The 19622-nt window shown below is 50.7% G+C and carries 16 protein-coding genes; 13 read left to right on the top strand and 3 right to left on the bottom strand.

Annotated features, from left to right (window positions below; translation table 11 throughout):
* Positions 1 to 3: 3 nt before the first annotated feature.
* From AC6I8F_RS03325 to AC6I8F_RS03340, 4 genes are all read left to right on the top strand, one after another.
* Positions 4 to 1458 (top strand): type I restriction-modification system subunit M, encoded by a 1455-nt coding sequence (locus tag AC6I8F_RS03325; protein WP_498028779.1) that lies wholly within the window; start codon positions 4 to 6, stop codon positions 1456 to 1458.
* Positions 1455 to 2609 (top strand): restriction endonuclease subunit S, encoded by a 1155-nt coding sequence (locus AC6I8F_RS03330; RefSeq protein ID WP_261460108.1) that lies wholly within the window; start codon positions 1455 to 1457, stop codon positions 2607 to 2609. Before AC6I8F_RS03325 ends, AC6I8F_RS03330 begins: the two co-directional genes overlap by 4 nt.
* A gap of 4 nt (positions 2610 to 2613) precedes the next feature.
* Positions 2614 to 5676, top strand: a complete 3063-nt coding sequence (locus AC6I8F_RS03335; RefSeq protein ID WP_498028515.1) for a type I restriction endonuclease subunit R — start codon at positions 2614 to 2616, stop codon at positions 5674 to 5676.
* A 461-nt stretch (positions 5677 to 6137) separates the two neighbouring features.
* On the top strand, positions 6138 to 7097 hold the full coding sequence (locus tag AC6I8F_RS03340; RefSeq protein WP_498028516.1) for a hypothetical protein: 960 nt from the start codon (positions 6138 to 6140) through the stop codon (positions 7095 to 7097).
* A 1296-nt stretch (positions 7098 to 8393) separates the two neighbouring features.
* Here the strand turns inward: AC6I8F_RS03340 and AC6I8F_RS03345 are convergent.
* Complete coding sequence (locus tag AC6I8F_RS03345; protein WP_498028517.1) at positions 8394 to 9122, bottom strand: YuaM family protein; 729 nt, start codon at positions 9120 to 9122, stop codon at positions 8394 to 8396.
* Between the two features lie 263 nt (positions 9123 to 9385).
* On the opposite strand from AC6I8F_RS03345, the gene AC6I8F_RS03350 reads away from it, so the two are divergent.
* The 3 genes from AC6I8F_RS03350 (at position 9386) to AC6I8F_RS03360 (ending at position 11296) form a co-directional block, all read left to right on the top strand.
* Positions 9386 to 9745 carry a DUF1493 family protein gene (locus AC6I8F_RS03350; RefSeq protein ID WP_498028518.1) on the top strand — a complete coding sequence of 120 codons (360 nt, stop codon included), beginning with the start codon at positions 9386 to 9388 and terminating at the stop codon, positions 9743 to 9745.
* 199 nt (positions 9746 to 9944) lie between these two features.
* Positions 9945 to 10823, top strand: a complete 879-nt coding sequence (locus tag AC6I8F_RS03355) for an AraC family transcriptional regulator (RefSeq protein WP_498028519.1) — start codon at positions 9945 to 9947, stop codon at positions 10821 to 10823.
* A 143-nt stretch (positions 10824 to 10966) separates the two neighbouring features.
* Positions 10967 to 11296, top strand: a complete 330-nt coding sequence (locus AC6I8F_RS03360; protein ID WP_058757234.1) for a DUF1493 family protein — start codon at positions 10967 to 10969, stop codon at positions 11294 to 11296.
* Between the two features lie 37 nt (positions 11297 to 11333).
* Here AC6I8F_RS03360 and AC6I8F_RS03365 read toward each other — a convergent pair whose 3' ends face one another.
* Complete coding sequence (locus AC6I8F_RS03365) at positions 11334 to 12113, bottom strand: NAD(P)H-dependent oxidoreductase (protein ID WP_498028520.1); 780 nt, start codon at positions 12111 to 12113, stop codon at positions 11334 to 11336.
* 90 nt (positions 12114 to 12203) lie between these two features.
* Here AC6I8F_RS03365 and AC6I8F_RS03370 point away from each other — a divergent pair, with 90 nt between their 5' ends.
* The 4 genes from AC6I8F_RS03370 (at position 12204) to AC6I8F_RS03385 (ending at position 16473) form a co-directional block, all read left to right on the top strand.
* Positions 12204 to 13094, top strand: coding sequence for a LysR family transcriptional regulator (locus AC6I8F_RS03370; RefSeq protein WP_498028521.1), 891 nt, complete (start codon positions 12204 to 12206; stop codon positions 13092 to 13094).
* A 160-nt stretch (positions 13095 to 13254) separates the two neighbouring features.
* Complete coding sequence (locus tag AC6I8F_RS03375) at positions 13255 to 14124, top strand: SDR family oxidoreductase (RefSeq protein ID WP_498028522.1); 870 nt, start codon at positions 13255 to 13257, stop codon at positions 14122 to 14124.
* A gap of 44 nt (positions 14125 to 14168) precedes the next feature.
* Entirely contained in the window at positions 14169 to 15347 is a 1179-nt protein-coding gene (locus AC6I8F_RS03380) for an arabinose transporter (RefSeq protein WP_498028523.1), read from the top strand.
* A 79-nt stretch (positions 15348 to 15426) separates the two neighbouring features.
* Complete coding sequence (locus AC6I8F_RS03385) at positions 15427 to 16473, top strand: DUF1176 domain-containing protein (RefSeq protein ID WP_498028524.1); 1047 nt, start codon at positions 15427 to 15429, stop codon at positions 16471 to 16473.
* A 33-nt stretch (positions 16474 to 16506) separates the two neighbouring features.
* Here the strand turns inward: AC6I8F_RS03385 and AC6I8F_RS03390 are convergent, their stop codons facing one another.
* Positions 16507 to 17127, bottom strand: a complete 621-nt coding sequence (locus AC6I8F_RS03390; RefSeq protein ID WP_498028525.1) for a TetR/AcrR family transcriptional regulator — start codon at positions 17125 to 17127, stop codon at positions 16507 to 16509.
* A 233-nt stretch (positions 17128 to 17360) separates the two neighbouring features.
* On the opposite strand from AC6I8F_RS03390, the gene AC6I8F_RS03395 reads away from it, so the two are divergent.
* Both AC6I8F_RS03395 and AC6I8F_RS03400 read left to right on the top strand, forming a co-directional pair.
* Positions 17361 to 18590, top strand: a complete 1230-nt coding sequence (locus AC6I8F_RS03395; RefSeq protein WP_498028526.1) for an MFS transporter — start codon at positions 17361 to 17363, stop codon at positions 18588 to 18590.
* Between the two features lie 55 nt (positions 18591 to 18645).
* The gene (locus AC6I8F_RS03400) at positions 18646 to 19614 is read left to right on the top strand and encodes an alpha/beta fold hydrolase (protein WP_498028527.1); all 969 of its coding nucleotides are present in this window, start codon (positions 18646 to 18648) and stop codon (positions 19612 to 19614) included.
* Positions 19615 to 19622: the final 8 nt, after the last annotated feature.

Raw genomic sequence — 19622 nt, forward strand, 5'->3', positions numbered from 1 at the left:
ACTATGAGTAATAAAAAGCTGGAAGAGCTGCTCTGGGGAGCTGCCGAATTTCTTCGTGGCCAAATTGACGCATCAGACTACAAGCAGTATGTCTTCCCGTTGCTGTTTTACAAACGCCTGTCAGATGTCTATCTGGAAGAATATAACGAAGCACTGGAACTCCATGAAGGTGATGCAGAATACGCCGCCATGCCGATGTTTCACCGTTTCAACATTCCCTCTGAGGCAGCTTGGGAAAAGGTCCGTAATACCAGTAAAAACATTGGTGAAGCTATCCAGAATGCGCTTCGACTAATCGAAGCCAATAACCCGCGTTTACATGGCGTCTTCGGTGATGCACAGTGGACCAATAAAGAGCGCCTGCCCGATCATCTGCTGGCTGATCTTATCGAGCATTTCAGTAAAATTCCTCTTGGCATTAAATCTGTTGCCCAGGATGATCTCGGTGAAGCCTACGAATACCTGATTAAAAAGTTCGCTGACGATTCCGGCCACACGGCGGCAGAGTTCTACACCAACCGAACAGTGGTGCATTTAATGACGCGCATTATGGGCTTAAAACCTGGTGAAACGGCCTATGATCCAACATGCGGCACTGGCGGGATGTTGCTAAATGCAGTGATGGATCTCCGCGCAAGAGGGGAAGAGTGGCGCTCTGTGCACCTTTATGGCCAGGAAGTGAACCTGCTGACTTCCGCAATAGCCCGTATGAATATGTTCTTGCACGATATTGAAGAATTTGATGTACTGCGCGGTGATACTCTGGCTGAACCTAAGTTTATTGAAAATGACCGGCTCAAGCAGTTTGATGTAATTTTTGCCAACCCTCCATATTCTATAAAAAAATGGAACCGTGATAAATTTGCCGCCGATCCTTATGGTCGTAATCTTTATGGTGTACCACCGCAGGGTTGCGCTGATTATGCTTTTTATACCCATATAATTAAAAGCCTGAAGCCTGATACTGGTCGCGCAGCTATGCTCTGGCCAAATGGAGTTCTCTTCAGAGAAAGTGAGAAACAGCTCAGAGAAAAAATTATTCAAACAGATATTATTGAATGTGTAATTAGTCTTGGCCCTGGATTGTTTTATAATTCACCTATGCCGGCATGTATTATTTTGTTGAATTGCAATAAACGAACTGAGCTAAAAGGGAAAATATTATTTATAAATGCCTATGATGAACTTATTACCACTAGGAATCATGCTTATTTAAATGATATTAATATAATGAATATCTATAACTCTTACATTAGTTTGAAGGATGTCTCTAATATAACTACGTATATAGCCTCTATCGAGGAAGTCGAAGATAAAGATTTTAATCTAAATGTTCCTGTGTATATAGAAAAAGAATTTAAAGATTTAAATCTCTCAAGGGAGATAAGTAAATGGCAATCGTTTAGAAAAGAATTGAATATGAACTCTTCTTACTTTTTTAATGGAGGAAAGATATGAAGATTACTCTTTCTGACTTAGTAAAAGAAAAAAACATATGGGAGAAGAATAATTTAGATCCTAATGTTAAATATTGTGTAAGAGGAGAAGACTTTGATAATTGTGAAATATTTTTCTCTCGCTACGGAATCGCCCCTGATGATATGGGGCCAACTTTTGGGAAGAAGTTTAGCCCAGGAGACATACTTTATCTAACTAGAAATCCGCAGTTAAGAAAAGTCGCGATAGCTGATAGAGAAGGATATTGTGGTGAGAAGGTTATTGTATGTACGCCAAAGCAATATCATGGTTTTGAAAGTCGATTGCTTCCATATATCTTTCAATCTGAAAGTTTTGCTGAGCATACGTTAAAAAATACTATTGGTTCAACTAATAAGCATATTAGATGGAAGGATGTTGTAAGCTTTAAATTTAATATTCTCGATAGAGAAAAACAAAATAGTGCCTTAGTTATTCTTGACAAATTCCATGAATGCTATATGCATCTTAATGAAACTATATTATCGGTAAGAAAGTTATATCAGGATGTTATAGATGCTGAAGTAGGTATTTATCTGGCGACAACATCAGCTGGGAAAAAGAATGACTGGAGTTCATTAAGTGATTCTTTTTTAATTAATCCAAAGATTGGGTCAGTGGATGAAATAATACCATATGTTGATATGGCATCTTTAGATGTTGAGCTTCCATATATAGACTATAAAGGAGAAACTAAGTCAGGAAAATCTTCTGGTATGAAATTTAGAAAAGATGATATCCTTTTGGCTAGAATCACACCTTGTTTTGAAAATGGTAAGGCAGCATTTGTTGATTTTCTTACAGAAGAGAGTATAGCTGTAGGATCCACTGAATTTATAGTGATGAGATCAAAATTTGAAGATCATTTCCTAAAGAAACTTGGTTATTACATAATCAAAACAAAGAAATTTAGGCATTATGCTCTTCATCACATGGAAGGCACTTCAGGTAGGCAAAGAGTAACAGTAAGAGTTTTTGATGATATCTTCATTCATAATAAATTATTTACTGACTCAGATATTTTAGTGAAAAAATTGGAATCGCTCGAGAAAATATTGAAGGTGCTGCGAGATAAAAAAGAACATTATTTTAATCTTAGACAAGCATTAATATATGAGCTTCTAGGAGTTTGACTATATGTTTAACGAACAAACCGTTACAGAAAATGGAATTATCGACCGTTTAAAAGGTTTAAGCGGAGTCAAGTGGACTTACTGCCACGGTGAAAACCTGCCTAAACAAGCGCAGGATATCTTCGTTGATGAGTGGCTAAAAGACGCGCTTTGTTCGTTAAACCCTGATATCGGCAGACAACCTGACTATGCCGATGAGGTCATTTACAAACTGCGAGGAGTGGTTTTAGAAGCCCGTCATACCGGTTTGGTAAAGGCCAATGAAAACTTCCAGGAATGGTTGATGGCTGACAAAACCTTGCCGTTTGGCGAGAATGGCGACCATATCACCATCAATCTGATTGATTTTGACAATATAGAGAACAACCACTTTGTGGTGGCACAGCAGGTGCACTATATCGCGGCCACTGAAGTCTATTTTGATATTGTCCTGTATGTGAACGGCATACCGTTGGTAGTGGGCGAAGTTAAAACCGCAACGCGCCCTAGCGTGACCTGGCAAGACGGCGCCGCCGACTTCATGGGGGGCAAAAAGTACTATTGGAAAAATGTTGAATCTTTCTTTGTACCTAACCTGTTGTGCTTTGCCAGCGAAGGTAAAACTTTTGCCTATGGTGCAATTAATGCCCGAGTTAAAGACTGGGGGCCCTGGCATAATACTGAGCTTCGTGATGAGATTCTGCCGGGCCTGGCGTCGGTACTCAACAGCTGTGAGGGTTTGTTAAATCCACAGACCTTATTGCAGCTACTGGAATCTTTCGCATTATTTTCAACCATCAAAACGGGCAAAAATACTCCACCTAAACGCATTAAAATCCTGCCGCGTTATCCGCAATTTGAAGCAGCAAAACAAATTGTTGAGCGTGTTCGCAGAGGCTATCCAAAAAAAGGTCTTATTTGGCATTTCCAGGGATCGGGTAAATCTTTGTTGATGCTTTACGCCGCCAAAATGCTGCGTGCCGATAATGCGTTAAAAAACCCGACGGTACTTATCGTTGTGGACCGGCGAGATCTGGACAGCCAAATTAACGAGACCTTTGGTGGAGCCGATGTTAAGAATCTGATTAAAGTGCAAAGCTGCAAAAAATTGGGCGAATACATTGAGCAAGACAGCCGTGGCATTTTAATCACCACCATCTTTAAATTTAAAGATATCGAAATTGACGATAGCAACCCGAATGGTCTGAATAACCGTGACAACATCATTGTGTTGGTTGACGAAGCTCACCGTACCCAGGAAGGTGGGTTAGGGGAGAAAATGCGCTGGGCGCTGCCCAATGCCCACTTCTATGGCCTGACAGGTACTCCGATTTCTGGCATTGATCGTAATACATTCAAGTTGTTTGGTGCCGAAGAAGATTCTGGTCGCTATATGAGCCGCTATAGCTATAAGCAGTCGATCCGTGACGGCGCGACTAACCCGGTGAAGTTCGAACCTCGGTTGGCTGAACTCCGAGTGGATCGTGATGCTATCAATGAAGAATTCGAGCAACTGGCTACCGAAAACAACCTGGATGAAGAAGAAAAAGCAGCATTGTCCAGGCGTGCAGGCAAGCTGGCTATCATGCTGAAATCCCCCAGACGCATGGCTGCAGTAAGTAATGATATTGTTGAGCATTTTACCAGCCATGTTATGCCGAAAAAGATGAAAGGCATGGTTGTGGTATACGATCGCGAAGCCTGTGTGCAAATGTATTATTTGCTCGGTGAAAAGCTTGGTTTTGATGCAGTTGAAGTGGTTATGAACGTTGACCAGGCTCTGGTTAAAGCTGAAGAGGGTGGTAAAAAAGATAAGCTCAACAAGGACTGGCTCAAATGGCACGACGAATTGGAGCTACCTGTTAAACAAGCTGATTTCGAACGCTGGCAGCACATTGATGCAGAAGAGCAGGTACAAAAGGATCTGATTGAATGCTTTAAAGATCCTATGCATCCGTTACAGCTTATCATCGTTACCGCCAAGCTGCTTACGGGCTTTGATGCGCCAATTTGCTACTGCATGTACCTCGATAAGCCTCTACGCGATCATACTCTTCTTCAGGCCATGTGCCGAACCAACCGGTTGTATGAAACCGATGATGTACGCAAGAGCATGGGATTAATTATCGACTACCTCGGCGTTTTCGAAAATCTGCGTACCGCTCTGGCCTACAACCCTGAAGAAATTGAAGGGGTTGTAGAGGGAATCGAGGCATTTAAAGAGCTATTGCCGTTACAACTGAATAAATGTCTGGCCTTTTTCCCTGGTTTGGATCGTTCCCTAGAAGGTTTTGAAGGTATTATGGCCGCGCAAGAATGTCTGCCAACCAACGAGAAGCGTGATGAATTCGCTGCCAGCTTTGGAGTGTTATCTAAGTTATGGTCAGCTATCAATCCAGATCCTTTTTTAACCCCTTATCGTCAGGACTATAAATGGCTGGCGCAAATTTATGAATCGGTGCGTCCGGTGGGGCAGACAGGTGCGCTTGTTTGGGCTGCGCTTGGTCCTGAAACCATCAAAATGATCCATGAGCATACAGATATCAATCGTATTCGCGATGATATTGACGAGTTGATCATGGATGAGCACGCAATTTTTACCCTGACGGCTAAAGAACAGGAACAACGCGCAAAACGCCTGGAGATTGATCTTATGAGGCGTTTACGCGGTAGCCATGATCCTAAATTTGTGGCATTGGGTGAGCGTCTGGAAAAACTGCGTCAGGACTATGAAGCTGGTGTTATCAAGGCCATCGACTGGTTGAAAGGCCTGTTGGATGCTGCGAAAGACACCGTACAAGCCGAGCGCGAAACGGGCGAGCGCCCAGTAACTGAAGCTGATAATAAACAGGCTTTGACCAAGCTTTTCCTGGAAACACGCCCGGAAACTACCCCTAAGTTAATCGGTGATGTTGTGGAGCAAATTGATAAAATCGTTAAAGCTACCCGCTTTGATGGCTGGCAAAATTCCAATAGTGGCCCGCGTGAAATCCAAAAGGCACTTTTGCTGACTCTGGCTCAGTTTGGACTAGGGAAAGATAAAGAGTTGTTCCGGAAAGCTTATGGGTACATTGAGGAGCATTATTGAATTTATTTAACTAATTATCAATTTCAAACCACTTCCTATGGAAGTGGTTTGTTATCTACTTTAATGGTTGATGCGGGGAGGTTATTTTCCCATTACAGAAAGTAACGATAGCTAACTATTGAAGATGCTGTGACCTTGCTTCGAAATCCCGACTCGGCTGCGTTCTATAGCTTCATTACTATTCATTAACGCTCACCAGTATTCCCTTGCTTCGCTTCTTCACTATTAATACAGTATGTACTTAATCAAGTTCATTTTCAATGAAAATATGTATTTTTAGTAGGGTTTATGGTAACTATAGTTAGGAAAAATATCTTGGAGATGAGGCTTTCTGGCAGTTTAAAATGGCTAATTTTGTATATGATCATTTCTTCCGATTGTTACCTTAAAAATAAAGGGCTGGGTAACTTAAGCAAGTGAAATGATTATATTTTATTTCAATGAAAAAAGAGAGGCTTAGTATGACTGATGATAAAAGTTATGCGGAATCTATAAAAAAATTGGCATCGGAGTTCGACGAAAACAATAATGGTCATTACGCCAGTATGAATAATAAATCCACCAAGCAAATTATCAAAGATATAAAAGATGCTGTTTTGTTTCTTAAAAGTGAAAAGGAAAATGATAAATTTAATGCGGAATGGGATTCTTCCATTGCGCTCAATGCATTAGCATTTGTGGCAATAGTAATATTTGTGTTTTCTACTGGGAATAAATCTGATTCTGAATTTATTGAAGGGTTGAAACTACCTGCTTATATCATATCAATAATGCTATCAACGTTATGGATCGGTGTTAATATTGAAAGAACGCTGGTATTTAAAGAGATCTGGAAATTCAAAACTGCAAAAATAATACTATCGTTATCATTTACAGGCTTGGTTATATACTGTACCTCAGAGGCCTCCGCAGTGATAAATGATGTTTTCAATATTGATCCGTCATTTTTTCCTTTCACACGAAGTTTTTTGGTTGCTTATTTTTTCTTCAAGAAAATTTCTATTCTTGTCTATCTGTTGGTTATATTTTGCGTTTTTTGTCTGTTGAATCTCGCTTCATACTTGAAGGAAAAATTGAGTGGGAATACTGACGTTAAGTTTCCTGGTGGTGGGGTAATTTATATTGTTTTTACATGTATATTTGGTTACTTTGCTTTAGGGTGGGTTGGTAATAATTTTAATGATGGTGTAATAAATAAAAAAGTATATTCATTGGCTCATCAGCTGGATTTCAACAAGAATAATCCATGTTTAAATTTAAAGGGCATAGAAGTAAGCGTGATTTTTCTAGGCCCAAATCAAGATAAAGTATTTGTTGATTTCAATAAAGAAGAAACGCTGAATGCATACAGTTTTCTTGAAGGGGAAGACTGGTACGTATATAGTAAAAATGATTTAAAGATTTTACCATGTTTGCATTAATATAGTGTGATTGTTTTTTGCATATTTCTGCTTTGGTATTAGTGAGCTATCCGTCGATGTTAAAAAAAAGCTGCGTCTTCGGCAATGCCTTTAACAGTAAATTAATTGCATTCTAATAATGATTTTTTTAGACGAGTAAATCGTTAATATTGTATGAGCACAAGTCGGATTTAATATCAAAGGACTCTTCCGTAATTATGTTATTTCCGACACAACTTCTTACATATGGCTTAGGAAGTATGGTGGCATTAAATCATGTACTTGAAATGCTTACCTAACTTAAAATAGCACCTACCCTCTGAGGCTGCTCGCCTTGGCAAGGCTAGAAAATCGGCACTTTATGGGATTCTGAAATGAAGACCTAGAAATCAAACCTGGAACGGTAAATAATGTGTAAGGCAATAGCTCGATAAAAATTAACACCTGTTGAACGTCTGGTTACTTTATCCTGTAGTCATGCAACCCAGCATCAGACTATACTTTTTGGGGGTAAATGTATCCTTGCTTGAACATGGGCACTTTGGTTAAATGTGTATCTGGCAGCTTGTCTATCGTGAAGGATTTATGCTGATTCGAGGAGGTTACCTTATCTATAAAACAACAGTATGAGCGTAAACGCAGGTGGTGTTATAAAGAGTAAGTGGTATTAGCTTTTTTGCTTGTATGCGGAAAAAATGAAATGAGTGATGGATTTCCTCTTGAGCACACTAGTTATCCTCTCAATATTAGGTTCCTGACATATTAAGATAACTTCACATAGAAGCTCCTAACGGTCATCAATACTTCCGAAATTTGAGGTCCTATGGTCACTCGTATCATGAACAGTATCGTGGTTACAGTAAATAATCCGACGACGATAAGAATCTATCAGTGTTTGGGATTCAACTGCCACAAACTTGAACGCTGAACCTGGGTTAGCATAGCGTCCTATCTGATTGAACAAGCCAATATATGACAAATTACCGAAGGGTGTAACAGTCGATCAAAAAAATGAACACCCGAATTAGTGTTAACTTAAGGAAAAGATTCAATTCAGAGGAGGAGTTAATGGCTGGGATAGTATGATAAAGAGAACCGTCCGCACTTATTATTGCGTTATTAAAATTCAGTTGAATATTTGGTGAATAGGTGATGTGGGGAGTATTAATAAAATCGACTTGCATTATTTACTTGGCGTTATATTTAATCCTTGAGGTTTGATATGGAGGCTCTAATTTTACTCCATGTCATACATTAACTAACATAATGGTATGTTAGTTAAAATATTGTGTTTTTTATAATGTAAAATCAATCATATCATTGGCTTAAAGGCTGTTCTTTGATTTGTTCTTTTTGTTTTTTAGCTAACTCTAATATTTCTTTAAGATATTGAAGGTGATTGGATATGTGTTTGAGTATCAACGCCCCAAGAGATAAGCCTAATAAAAAAGCCAAGCTAAATACTATTAATGTATTTGCGGTGCCTGAGCTGAAGAGCCCCTTTGAAATGGTGTCACCCAGTTTCCCTAAACCACCAAAAGCCTGAACTGCTGAATATGCTAATCCAATTATTGATAAGATAGCAGTTTTTTCTCCGAAAAAATCATTTACTCTAGATTTTAATCTTTGCATCTTAATGTTTAACCAATCTATTGAGTAGCTTAACTCACTCACAGAGTAAGGCATGAGTTTTTCTATGTTTTGTTCATCATTGTCAATTTCACAAATTAGGTCGTTGAAAACTTCATGTTTGAGATTGAGCATAAATTTAACACCTGGGATTATAGGGGTAATGATGAATATTGTGGTTGCGGTTAAGTTTAAAATATAAAAAACAAAAGCAGCTGGAATGAATGGCTCTTTAGGAAGGTCAAAGGATTTATAAATAGCTAACATTATAATCATTGTGAAGAGTGATAATAAGGAGGTGAGGAATGAATATTTTTGAATTTTTATGAGGTTTTTGCTTTTTTTGTTTACCTTGCTATAAGGAGCATGTGGATTCATTTTGCTTATTGTTGTGACGATTTGATTTGTTCTAAACATTTTTATTTTTCCATTGCTAAATGATTTTTTAAGGTGATTAAGCGAGTTCGTTATGTGTTTGTGATGTTATTCAAGGATAAAACATACATCCCCTGGTAGTAACCAAAAGACATTGGTAGTATTAAAGGTGATACTCCTGCCAGAAAAGGTTACACTGTTACTCAAGGTTGAGACGATAGTTGCGACTTTCGAACTTATTTTTAGCTTATACTGAACTATAAGGTTATTTACATCTTAGAACTCATTACAAAGGGCCTTGTCTGATGCCGAATAATATCGATAGCACTATAATAAAGTGGTATCAGGACAACTGCAATAGCAAACCATTCTTGTCCAAGAGCCAACCCGAATTGAGCTATGAAACCAGTCTGAACACCGGACAATATCCCTGGGCGCGGGAAACCGGTGATGAAATTATGCAAGACTATTTTCAGCGTTTCGATGTCGATAACCGTGGTTTTGACTTCCTGACATACTGGCCTTATGAGAAAGGCTTCTTACCAAACTTTCTTCGCCCCAAATCGCAGAGGATCTTAGATCAAGCGCCAAAGCCGTTAACGCTTCAGATGTTAATTGAATCGGCAAAAGCGGGGCGCTGGCTATATGATCTCAAAGAAGCCTGAGAGGCAAATTTTAAGTAGCTTAAAAGCATGAAGCTCAAATCTGCCGGGCCTCAAATAATCGCCCTATGTAAGCGCATAATCATCCCCACTCATTCCCTACCAAAACCATCACCGCTCTTTACTCTCCCTCAAAACTCCGCAAGATCCATCAGGCCCACTCTCCGCCACACGGGCATACTCATTCCCCAGAGAGGATGCTATGCCAGTAAACAAAAACCATCACCGCGAGACCTATCGCAAGCGCTTTGACAAGGTGTTCGACTACATCGAACGCCATCTTGATGAAGCGCTGCTGCTGGAGCAACTGAGTGAAGTGGCGCACTTTTCGCCGTACCACTTTCACCGCCAGTTCAGCGCCTGGTGCGGCATGCCGCCGGGGCGTTACATCCAGTTGATGCGGCTCAAACGGGCGTCGTACCGGCTGGCATTCAATCCGCACGAGAAAATCATTGAGATTGCGCTCGATGCCGGTTTTCAGCATGCCGAATCATTCAGTCGCGCCTTTAAGCAGATATTTGACGTGACGCCGAGTGAATTTCGTCAGCAGCCGGTGTGGATGACCTGGCATCAGCGCATGCCTCAGCCACCCGTCAAACGGAGAGAGAGTATGTCAGTTGAGATTAAAATGTTTGCCACCACGCCGGTGGCGATGCTCACGCATCACGGTGATCCGCAGCGCATCAACGAAACGGCGGCGCAGTTTATTGCCTGGCGCAAAAGCAGCGGCGCGTCGCCGGTGCGCAGCAGCCAGACGTTCGGCGTCGCGCCGCACGATCCGGCCAGCACGCCAGCCGGAGATTTTCAGTATCACCTTTGCGGTTCGGTGACTGCACCGGTTAACGAAGACAACGCCTTTGGTGTCGTTAACAGCACCATTCCCGGCGGACGCTGCGCGGTGCTGCGTCATCACGGTTCGCACACTGCGTTGACCGAGCTGGCGCGTTCGCTCTATAGCGAATGGTTGCCGGCCAGCGGCGAAGAGCTGCGCGATTTCCCGCTGTTCTTCCACTATCACAACTTCGTGCATGAAGTGGCGGAACACGAATTGCTGACGGATATCTATCTGCCGCTTAAGTGATAAGGGCCCCGGTAGCAATGGCTATCGGGATTTTTATGCAGGATTGCGATACGTATTCACGGCTGGCATTTTTTTCCTCCTGCCTCGCGGCAAGGCATGGCAAAATGCCCTGCGATCCTATCAGCACAGGCGAAGAGGCGACGATGACTGAGCAACTCGAACAGCGTATCTATGAACTGGTGCGGCGCTATGACGGCGTATATCTGTTCAAGCAGAAAACGCTCACGCCGCAGATTGATATCGACAGCGATCTCAACTTTGAGCGCGACGAAGCCGCCGCGCTGATGGAGGAGTTTTTCAGCGAGTTCGCGGTCGACCGCGCGAATTTCGCTATTGAAACCTACTACCCGGACGAACCGTCGCTGGCGCAAATCCTCAACCCGTTCAACAAGCGTGAAGTGCCGGTGGTGCCGGATTTCACGCTGGGCATGCTGATTGCGTCGGCGCAGGCGGGGCGCTGGCTGTTTGAATGACGCGGCAGCGCGCCGCTGCGGTTTGGCGGCCTGCGGCTCAGCGCGCCACGTGCACGCCAAATCCGCTTTCACCTTCCGCAAGATCCTCGCGCAGCGTCAGCGCCGGAATCACATATTCACCGCCGTTCTGACGACGGAAGGCAATCGGTTGATCCTGCGCTAAGCGATCCAGCCGTTGCGCCAGCGCGGCGCACCAGCCGGCAAAGCGTTCCTGCGCCGACTTCTGCACGCGATACAGCACCAGCGGTGGCAACACGCTGAAGCCGGGATAGAACAGTATGCCGTGCTGGATCGGGAACAGCAGATCCTCAATCGGGCCGTTGATGCCGCGCGGCGCGTAGTGCGACTCCCAGCCGCCGGTGGTCACCACCAGCATGGCGCGCTTGCCGGCGAGCGTGCCTTCGCCGTAGCGATCGCCCCAGTGGTGATCGTTATGCTCGCCGACGCCATAGGCAAAACCGTTGGCATACACGCGGTCAAACCAGCCTTTCATGATCGCCGGCATCGAAAACCACCACAGCGGAAACTGAAAAATCACCGTGTCGGCCCAGCGCAACTTCTCCTGCTCGGCGGCAATGTCCGCTGCCTGCAACTGGTTGTCGTAGGCGAAACGCGAATCCAGCGTGGCATCAAAATGTGCGCCCACCGGAGATGCCAGCGTGTCGGCGGCATCCAGCTGTGCTTTCCATTGCATGGCGTACAGATCTGACACCTGCACCTGATGGCCCGCCTGCTGCAGATGATTCACGGCAAAGTCTTTCAGCGATCCGTTCAGCGAGCGCGGTTCCGGATGGGCATACACAATCAAAACATTCATGGCGGTATCCTGTGAGATGAAAACCGCTGCAGGTTAAGCCAGTGCTGGCTATAGTAGAAATCAATTACTGATATCTCAGGTATAGATGGCATGAATATGCACTCGCTGGATTTGAATCTGCTGCAAACCTTAGACGTGTTGCTGGTGGAGCAGAACGTGACGCGCGCGGCGCAGCGCCTCAATCTGTCGCAGCCGTCGGTGAGCGCCCAGCTGGCGCGCCTGCGGGTGCTGTTTGACGATCCGCTGCTGTTGCCCGGTCCGCGCGGCATGCTGCCCACCGCCCGCGCCGAGGCCCTGCGCGAACCGCTGCGTCTGGCGCTGGAAGCGCTGGAGCGCGCGGTAGCACCACCGGCAGCGTTCGATCCGGCGCGCGCTGAGCTCACCTGGCGCATTGCCGCCACCGATTACATGTCATCGGCGCTGATCCTGCCGGCGCTGAAACTCATACGAGAAGCGGCACCGCGCAGCCGCATGGCGGTATTCGCGCTCAATCCGCCACAGGTGGCGCAGCAACTGGAGAAGGGCGAGCTGGATATAGTGTTTCACACCGGCGATAACGCGCCACCGACGCTGCATCAGCGCCGCTTGTTCAGCGAGCGCTACGTGCTGGCCGGCCGGCGCGATCATCCGCAGCTGCAGCAGCCCCTGACGCTGGACCGTTTTTGTCAGCTGGAGTTTGTGATGGTTTCGCCGGATGGCGGCGGCTTCAGTGCGGCCACCGATCGCGCGCTGGCAACGCTCGGCCGCACGCGCCGCGTCGCGCTCTCAGTGCCGCATTTTCTGTTTATGCTCGACACGCTGGCCAGCAGTGATTTGGTCGCCGTACTGCCGGAGCGCCTGGTGCGAAACGCGCCGCAGCTCACCGTGCTTGCACCGCCGCTGGAGATTGAAGGGTTTGACATCCTGATGCTGTGGCACGAGCGCCTGCATCGCGATCCCGCCCAGCAATGGCTGCGCCAGCAGATTGTCGCGGCGCTGTAAACCTGAACTCTCGCCGAATAAGTCGCGGTCTTCATGCCCTCAGGCCTTATCCGACAAGGCTTGCTCCTGCATTGCTGATGCGATTAGCGCCACCGCTCCACAGCACGCATTATATCAACACGACGAAACACTCGCGTTTTAACGTGCAGGAGAGAAGATCATGCAGATATTTGTCACCGGGGCTACTGGCTGGGTGGGTTCAGCGGTAGTGGAAGAGTTGATCGCAGCGGGCCATCAGGTAACGGGGCTGGCGCGTTCTGCGGAGAAAGCTGAGGCGCTGGCCGCCACTGGCGCGCAGGTTATCCGCGGTTCGCTGGAGGATGCTGACGTGCTGCGTGACGCCGCGCGTTCTGCGGACGCCATCATTCATACCGCCTTTAACCACGATTTCTCGCGCTTCGTGCAGAACTGCGAGCAGGACCGTCAGGTGATCGAGTTGCTCGGCGAGGCGATTGCCGGATCGGATCGCATGCTGCTGGTGACCTCCGGCCTGTCCGGTATGGCGCGCGGGGCGACGGAGCTGGATCAGCCGCAGCCGGTGTCACCGCGTCAGTCGGAAGCGGCGGCGCAGGCGCTGTCGCAGCGCGGCGTGCACGTGGCGACAGTACGGCTGGCGCCGTCGGTGCATGGCCTCGGCGATCACGGTTTCGTGCCGATTCTGGTGCGGCTGGCACGTGAGAGCGGGATTTCCGCCTGGTGCGGCAGCGGTGAGAACTGCTGGTCCGGCGTGCACCGTCGCGATGCGGCGCGCGTCTATCGGCTGGCGCTGGAGCAGGGCGTCACCGAGCGCGTTTATCACGCGGTGGCCGATGAGGCGGTGCCGTTCCGCGCAATCGCGGAGACGATCGGACGCCAGCTCGGATTGCCCAGCGGCGAGCGCGACCGGGCACACTTTGGCTGGTTCGCCAACATGGCGGCGGGCAACATGGCGGTCTCCAGCCAGCGCACGCGCACGCTGCTGGACTGGTCTGCAACCCGCCCGGACCTGCTGAGCGAGCTCGATACGCCGGCCTATTACACCCATCTCTGATATCACGCTGCCGCTGCGCGCGGCAGTTTTTCTGGATTATATCGATGAAAAATAATGTATTTATCACCTTGCTGCCGGTGACGCTGGCGGTGTTTATCGCTTTTCTCACCATGGGGATGCAGCTGCCGGTGCTGCCGCTGCATCTGCAGCAGAACCTCGGCATGGATACGCTGGCGATCGGCACGGTTATCGGCGCGCAGTTTATCGCGTCGCTGCTGACGCGTTCGTGGGCGGGCAACTTCGCCGATATGCGCGGCGCAAAACGCGCGGTGCTGGCCGGGCTGTTGGTGGTGGCGAGTTCCGGCGTGGTCTACCTGATTTCGCTGCTGTTCGTTGATCGGCCTGCCAGCTCGGTGGCCATCCTGCTGCTGGGGCGTGTGGTGCTGGCGCTGGGCGAGAGCCTGCTGGCCACCGGCGCGCTCGGCTGGGGGCTTGGGCTGGTGGGGCCGGCCAATGCCGGTAAAGTGATGGCGTGGATCGGTATCGCGATTTATGGCGCCTGGGCGCTGGGTGCGCCGCTGGGCGTGGCGATTTATCACGGCTGGCACTTCACCGGCATCGCCATGGCGATCATCGTGGTACCGCTGCTGCCGCTGATGTCTATCACCCAGGTGCGCGCCGTTGCGCCGACCTCGACCAAACGGACACCGTTCTACAAAGTCATGGGCGCGGTGTGGCGGCCGGGACTGGGTCTGGCGCTCGCCAGCGTCGGCTTTGGCATGATCACCGCGTTTATCGCGCTGCTGTTTGCGGCCAGGGCCTGGGGCAACGCGTCGCTGGCGTTCACCGCGTTTGGCGTGGCGTTTATCGCGGCTCGCCTGTTCTTTGCCCATCTGCCGGATAAGCTGGGCGGCGCGCGCGTCGCGCTGGTATGCGTGCTGATTGAAGCCTGCGGTCAGCTGCTGATTTGGCGCGCGGATAGCGCGACGCTGGTTTATCTCGGCGCGGCGCTGACCGGTTTTGGCTATTCGCTGGCCTTTCCGGCGTTCGGCGTGGAAGCGGTGCGCCGTGCGCCGCCGCACACCCGCAGCCTGGCGATGGGGGCTTACGTGGCGTTTCTCGATATCGCGCTGGCAGTCACCAGTCCGCTGGCGGGCGCGCTGGCCGCCCACCGCGGCGTGGCTTCGGTGTATCTCGCTGGCGCAATTGCCGTGGCGCTGGCGATGCTGGTGGCGCTGAGCCTGATGGCGCGTCAGCCACAACCACAGGCAGCGATGGAATAAGATCCGCCGCAAAAAATTCACTTCTCCCGCGCCGCAAAAATCATCACACTAGCCACCTTTACCATTAGGGAGAGATGGCATGAAAAGCCGATTGCTGCTGGCGCTGACGCTGTTCGCCAGCCTGAGCACGCCGTTGTGGGCCGACGAAGGCGTCTCGTTTAGCCATAAAGACTGGGAGCTGGCTTGTGATAATACGCTGACCTGCCGCGCCGCCGGCTACAGCGCCGAAGAGGGCGCGGGCGGATCGGTTCTGCTGACGCGCGCCGGCGGGCCAGACAGCCTGACGCACGGGCGCGTGGTGCTGGCCGATACCGGCGACGATGATGCGCAGCAGGTGAATGCGCTGGCGCTGTGGATTGACGATCGCGCGCTGGGCGAGGTCAGCAAAGCGGAGAACGATGAGTGGACGCTAAGCGACGCGCAGACCCAGGCGCTGATCGCCGCCATCAAAGGCAGTGCCAGAGTGGAGTTTCGCGGCGCGGCCGAGCCGTTTGAGCTCTCCGGCAACGGGGCGTTTGCCACGCTGTTAAAAATGGATGAGGCGCAGGGACGGCTGAACACGCCGGGCGCGCTGGTGCGCAAGGGTAATCAGCCGGAAGCCAGCGTACCGGCGGCAGTGGCAATGCCGGTGATCCAGCAGGTCCACGTGCTGAAAGCCGCGCCGCGCCCTCTGACGCCGGACGAACTGGCGCAGGTCAAGCCAAAGCTGATTGCCTCGCTGACCGATGATGACAGCTGTGACAATCTCGCGCCGTCCGACGATCAGCCAGAAGAGGGCGCAGAACCGCCTACGCTGACGCCGGTGGATGCGCAGCACGTGCTGATTGCCGCGCTGTGCTGGCGTGGGGCTTACAACGAAGGCTATGGTTTCTGGCTGCTGGATAACGCGCTGCAGGGCACGCCGCAGCTGATCACCGATTCCGGATCTGATTATCACGACGGCGTGATCAGCGAAGCGCAGAAAGGGCGCGGCATTGGTGACTGCTGGAGCACCGCTGCATGGGTGTGGGATGGCCGCCAGTTTGTCCAGAGCAGCGAGGCCACCACCGGCATGTGTCGTGCCATCCGCGCCGGCGGCGCATGGCAACTGCCAACGCTGATCACCGAAGTCAAACCGGCGGGGTAATGTTCAGCGTGCGTCGCCAGGCGGCTGGGGCGCTTAATCCGTCCCGGATTTTGCCGCGTCCCACGCGGCCATGACATGGGCGATGGCGTTATCGATCTGCGCACCGTTGACGCCGTCGCGCACCAGCACCGACACGCCCAGCAGAAAAGCGTCGAGGGCGATGGCGAGGGCGGCGGCATCGGTGTCGGCGCGCAGTTCGCCGCTGTCGATGCCGCGCTGCACGCAGGCCGTCATGCCTGCCAGCGTGCGGGCGCGTGAGCGCGCCAGCGGCTGGGTGACATCCGCGTGTTCGGCGGAAGGCGCACTCATCACGCCCAGGCCGACCATACAACCCAGCGGATGGCCGGACTCACACTGCATGCTGGCAGAGCGCCGCAGCGCGGTCTCCATTGCGGTACGGGGCGGCAGGCTGTTATCCCACAGCGGCTCCACCACCTGCGCGTAAGTCGACAGATAGCGCTGCACACACTCCTGAAACAGCGCCTGCTTCGAGCCAAAGGCCGCATAGAAGCTCGGTGCTGAAATTCCACCGGCAATTCCCGCCTTCAGCTGCGTTAACGATGTCGACTCATAGCCGTGCTGCCAGAAAATCTTCATCGCCTGTTCAATGGCCGCATCACGATCGAACGTACGCGGCCGTCCCATAGTGGCCATCTCAGTGCTCCATTAATCTCAATGCTTAAATACTAATCGATACATAAGTCGTTGACAATGGTCTCGCACGTCAACTAATGTATCGATCAGTATATATTTGTGCCGGCGGGCGGCGGATAGCGTATCCGCGGTAGTGTGTTCTTAAGCCGTAACAAGTTATCGCACTTCGCCAATTTATATACTGATCGGTACATATAATTTCAACGAGCGGCGCGCGCCTTACCTGCACGCTGATGACATCGGGAACGCTGATTGTGACGACTTTGAATACCGCCGCGGATAAAACCCGGCCGCTACCGCTGGGCGCGCTGCTGGCGCTGGCCATGACCGGTTTTATCTGCATCATCACCGAAACCTTACCTGCCGGACTGCTGCCGCAGATGGCGGCGGGCCTCGGTATTTCCACCGCGCTGGCCGGGCAGACCGTCACCGTGTATGCGCTTGGCTCGCTGCTGGCGGCGATTCCGCTGACCATCGCCACTCAGGGCTGGCGTCGCCGTAACGTGCTGTTGCTGGCTATCGTCGGTTTCCTGATTTTCAACTCCATCACCACGTTCTCGACCCACTTCGCACTGACGCTGGTGGCGCGCTTTTTCGCCGGCGCAGCGGCGGGGCTCGCCTGGAGCCTGCTGGCCGGCTATGCGCGGCGCATGGTGCCGGTGCATCAGCAGGGCAAAGCGCTCGCCGTGGCGATGGTCGGCACACCGATTGCGCTGGCGCTGGGCGTTCCCATCGGCACCTGGCTGGGCACGGCGGTGGGCTGGCGCACGGCGTTCGGCATCATGTCAGCGCTGACGCTGCTGCTGATCGGCTGGGTGCTGCTGCGGGTGCCTGACTATCCGGGACAAAGCAGCGATCAGCGTCTGCCGCTGCGCACGGTGTTCATGACGCCAGGCGTGCGCCCGGTGCTGGGCGTGGTGCTGGCGTGGATGACGGCACACAACATTCTCTACACCTACATTGCGCCGTTCGTTACCCAGGCGGGTCTCGCCGGGCAGGTGGACAGCGTGCTGCTGGTGTTTGGCATCGCGGCGCTGGCGGCTATCGGCCTGGCCGGTCGCCTCGTCGATCACCACCTGCGCGTCGCCGTGCTCGGCAGTCTGGCGCTGTTTGCGCTGGTCTCGCTGCTGTTCATCTGGCTGGCGCGCTTGCCGCTGCTGGTTTATGTCGGCGTGGCGCTGTGGGGGCTGACGTTTGGCGGGGCGGCCACGCTGCTGCAAACGGCACTGGCGGATGCGGCGGGCGAGGGCGCGGATGTGGCGCTGTCGATGAACGTGGTGGTGTGGAACAGCGCGATTGCCGGCGGCGGTCTGGCCGGTGGCGTGTTGCTTACCCACTGGGGCGTGGCGTCTTTCCCGCTGGCGCTGCTGTTGCTGCTGGCGATTGGCTTCCTCATCGCACTGCAGGCGCGTCAGCACGGTTTCCAGGCCGGCGCGCGGCACCAGCGCGTACAAGGTCACTGACCTGCCGGGCTGACTTAAAAATTTAACCCACTGTTTTAAATGGCATTATGACAAAATGGAGATCAATCACGTGTTCAAAAAATTACTGTTAACCCTGCTGCTTGCCTCAGCCGCGCTGTTTTCCGCCGCCGGCACCGCCGCGGATGAATTCCCGCTGCCCGCCGGTTTCACCAGCAGCTATCAAACTGTGGATGGCGTGCGCCTGCATTATGTGAAGGGCGGCAGCGGACCGCTGGTATATCTGGTGCACGGTTTCGGACAGACGTGGTACGAGTGGCACCAGCTGATGCCGGAACTGGCAAAAAACCACACCGTCGTGGCGGTGGATCTGCCGGGGTTGGGACAGTCTGACGTGCCGCATTCGTATCGCGCCACCGACGTCGCGCCGCTGCTTTATCAGCTGGCACAACAGTTCGCCGGCGGCAAAAAGTTCGACCTGGTGGCGCACGACATTGGCATCTGGAATACCTATCCGCTGCTGGTGAAACATCAGGACAGCATCCGCCGCGCCATCTTTATGGAAGCGCCGATCCCGGATGAAAGCATCTATCAGTTCCCGGCCTTTACGCCTGAAGGCGAATCCCTGGTGTGGCACTTCAGCTTCTTTGCGGCGCAGGGACAGCTCGCTGAACAGCTGATCGCCGGTAAAGAGCGCCTGTTCTTCGAACATTTCATCAAAGAACATGCCGCCAACAAAGCGGTGTTCACCCCGGCGCTGCTGGATCTTTACAGCAAATCCTATGCAAAACCGCACAGCCTGAATGCCGCCTTTGAATATTACCGGGTGCTGAATCAGGGAGTGGCGGACAATAAAGTGCTCTCCCGCGAGAAAATTGCCGTGCCGATGCTGGCGATTGGCGGTGGCGGTCACGGCGGACTGGGTGCTTATGAGCAGCAGGTGGTCAGCCGCTACGCCTCGCAGGTCACCGGCAAAGTGTTACCTGGTTGCGGTCACTGGTTACCTGAAGAGTGCCCTGCGCCGCTGAATGCGGCGGTGATGGCGTTTCTCGCGTCCGGGAAATAACGCGGTGC

The organism is gamma proteobacterium symbiont of Axiagastus rosmarus, from assembly GCF_059730925.1.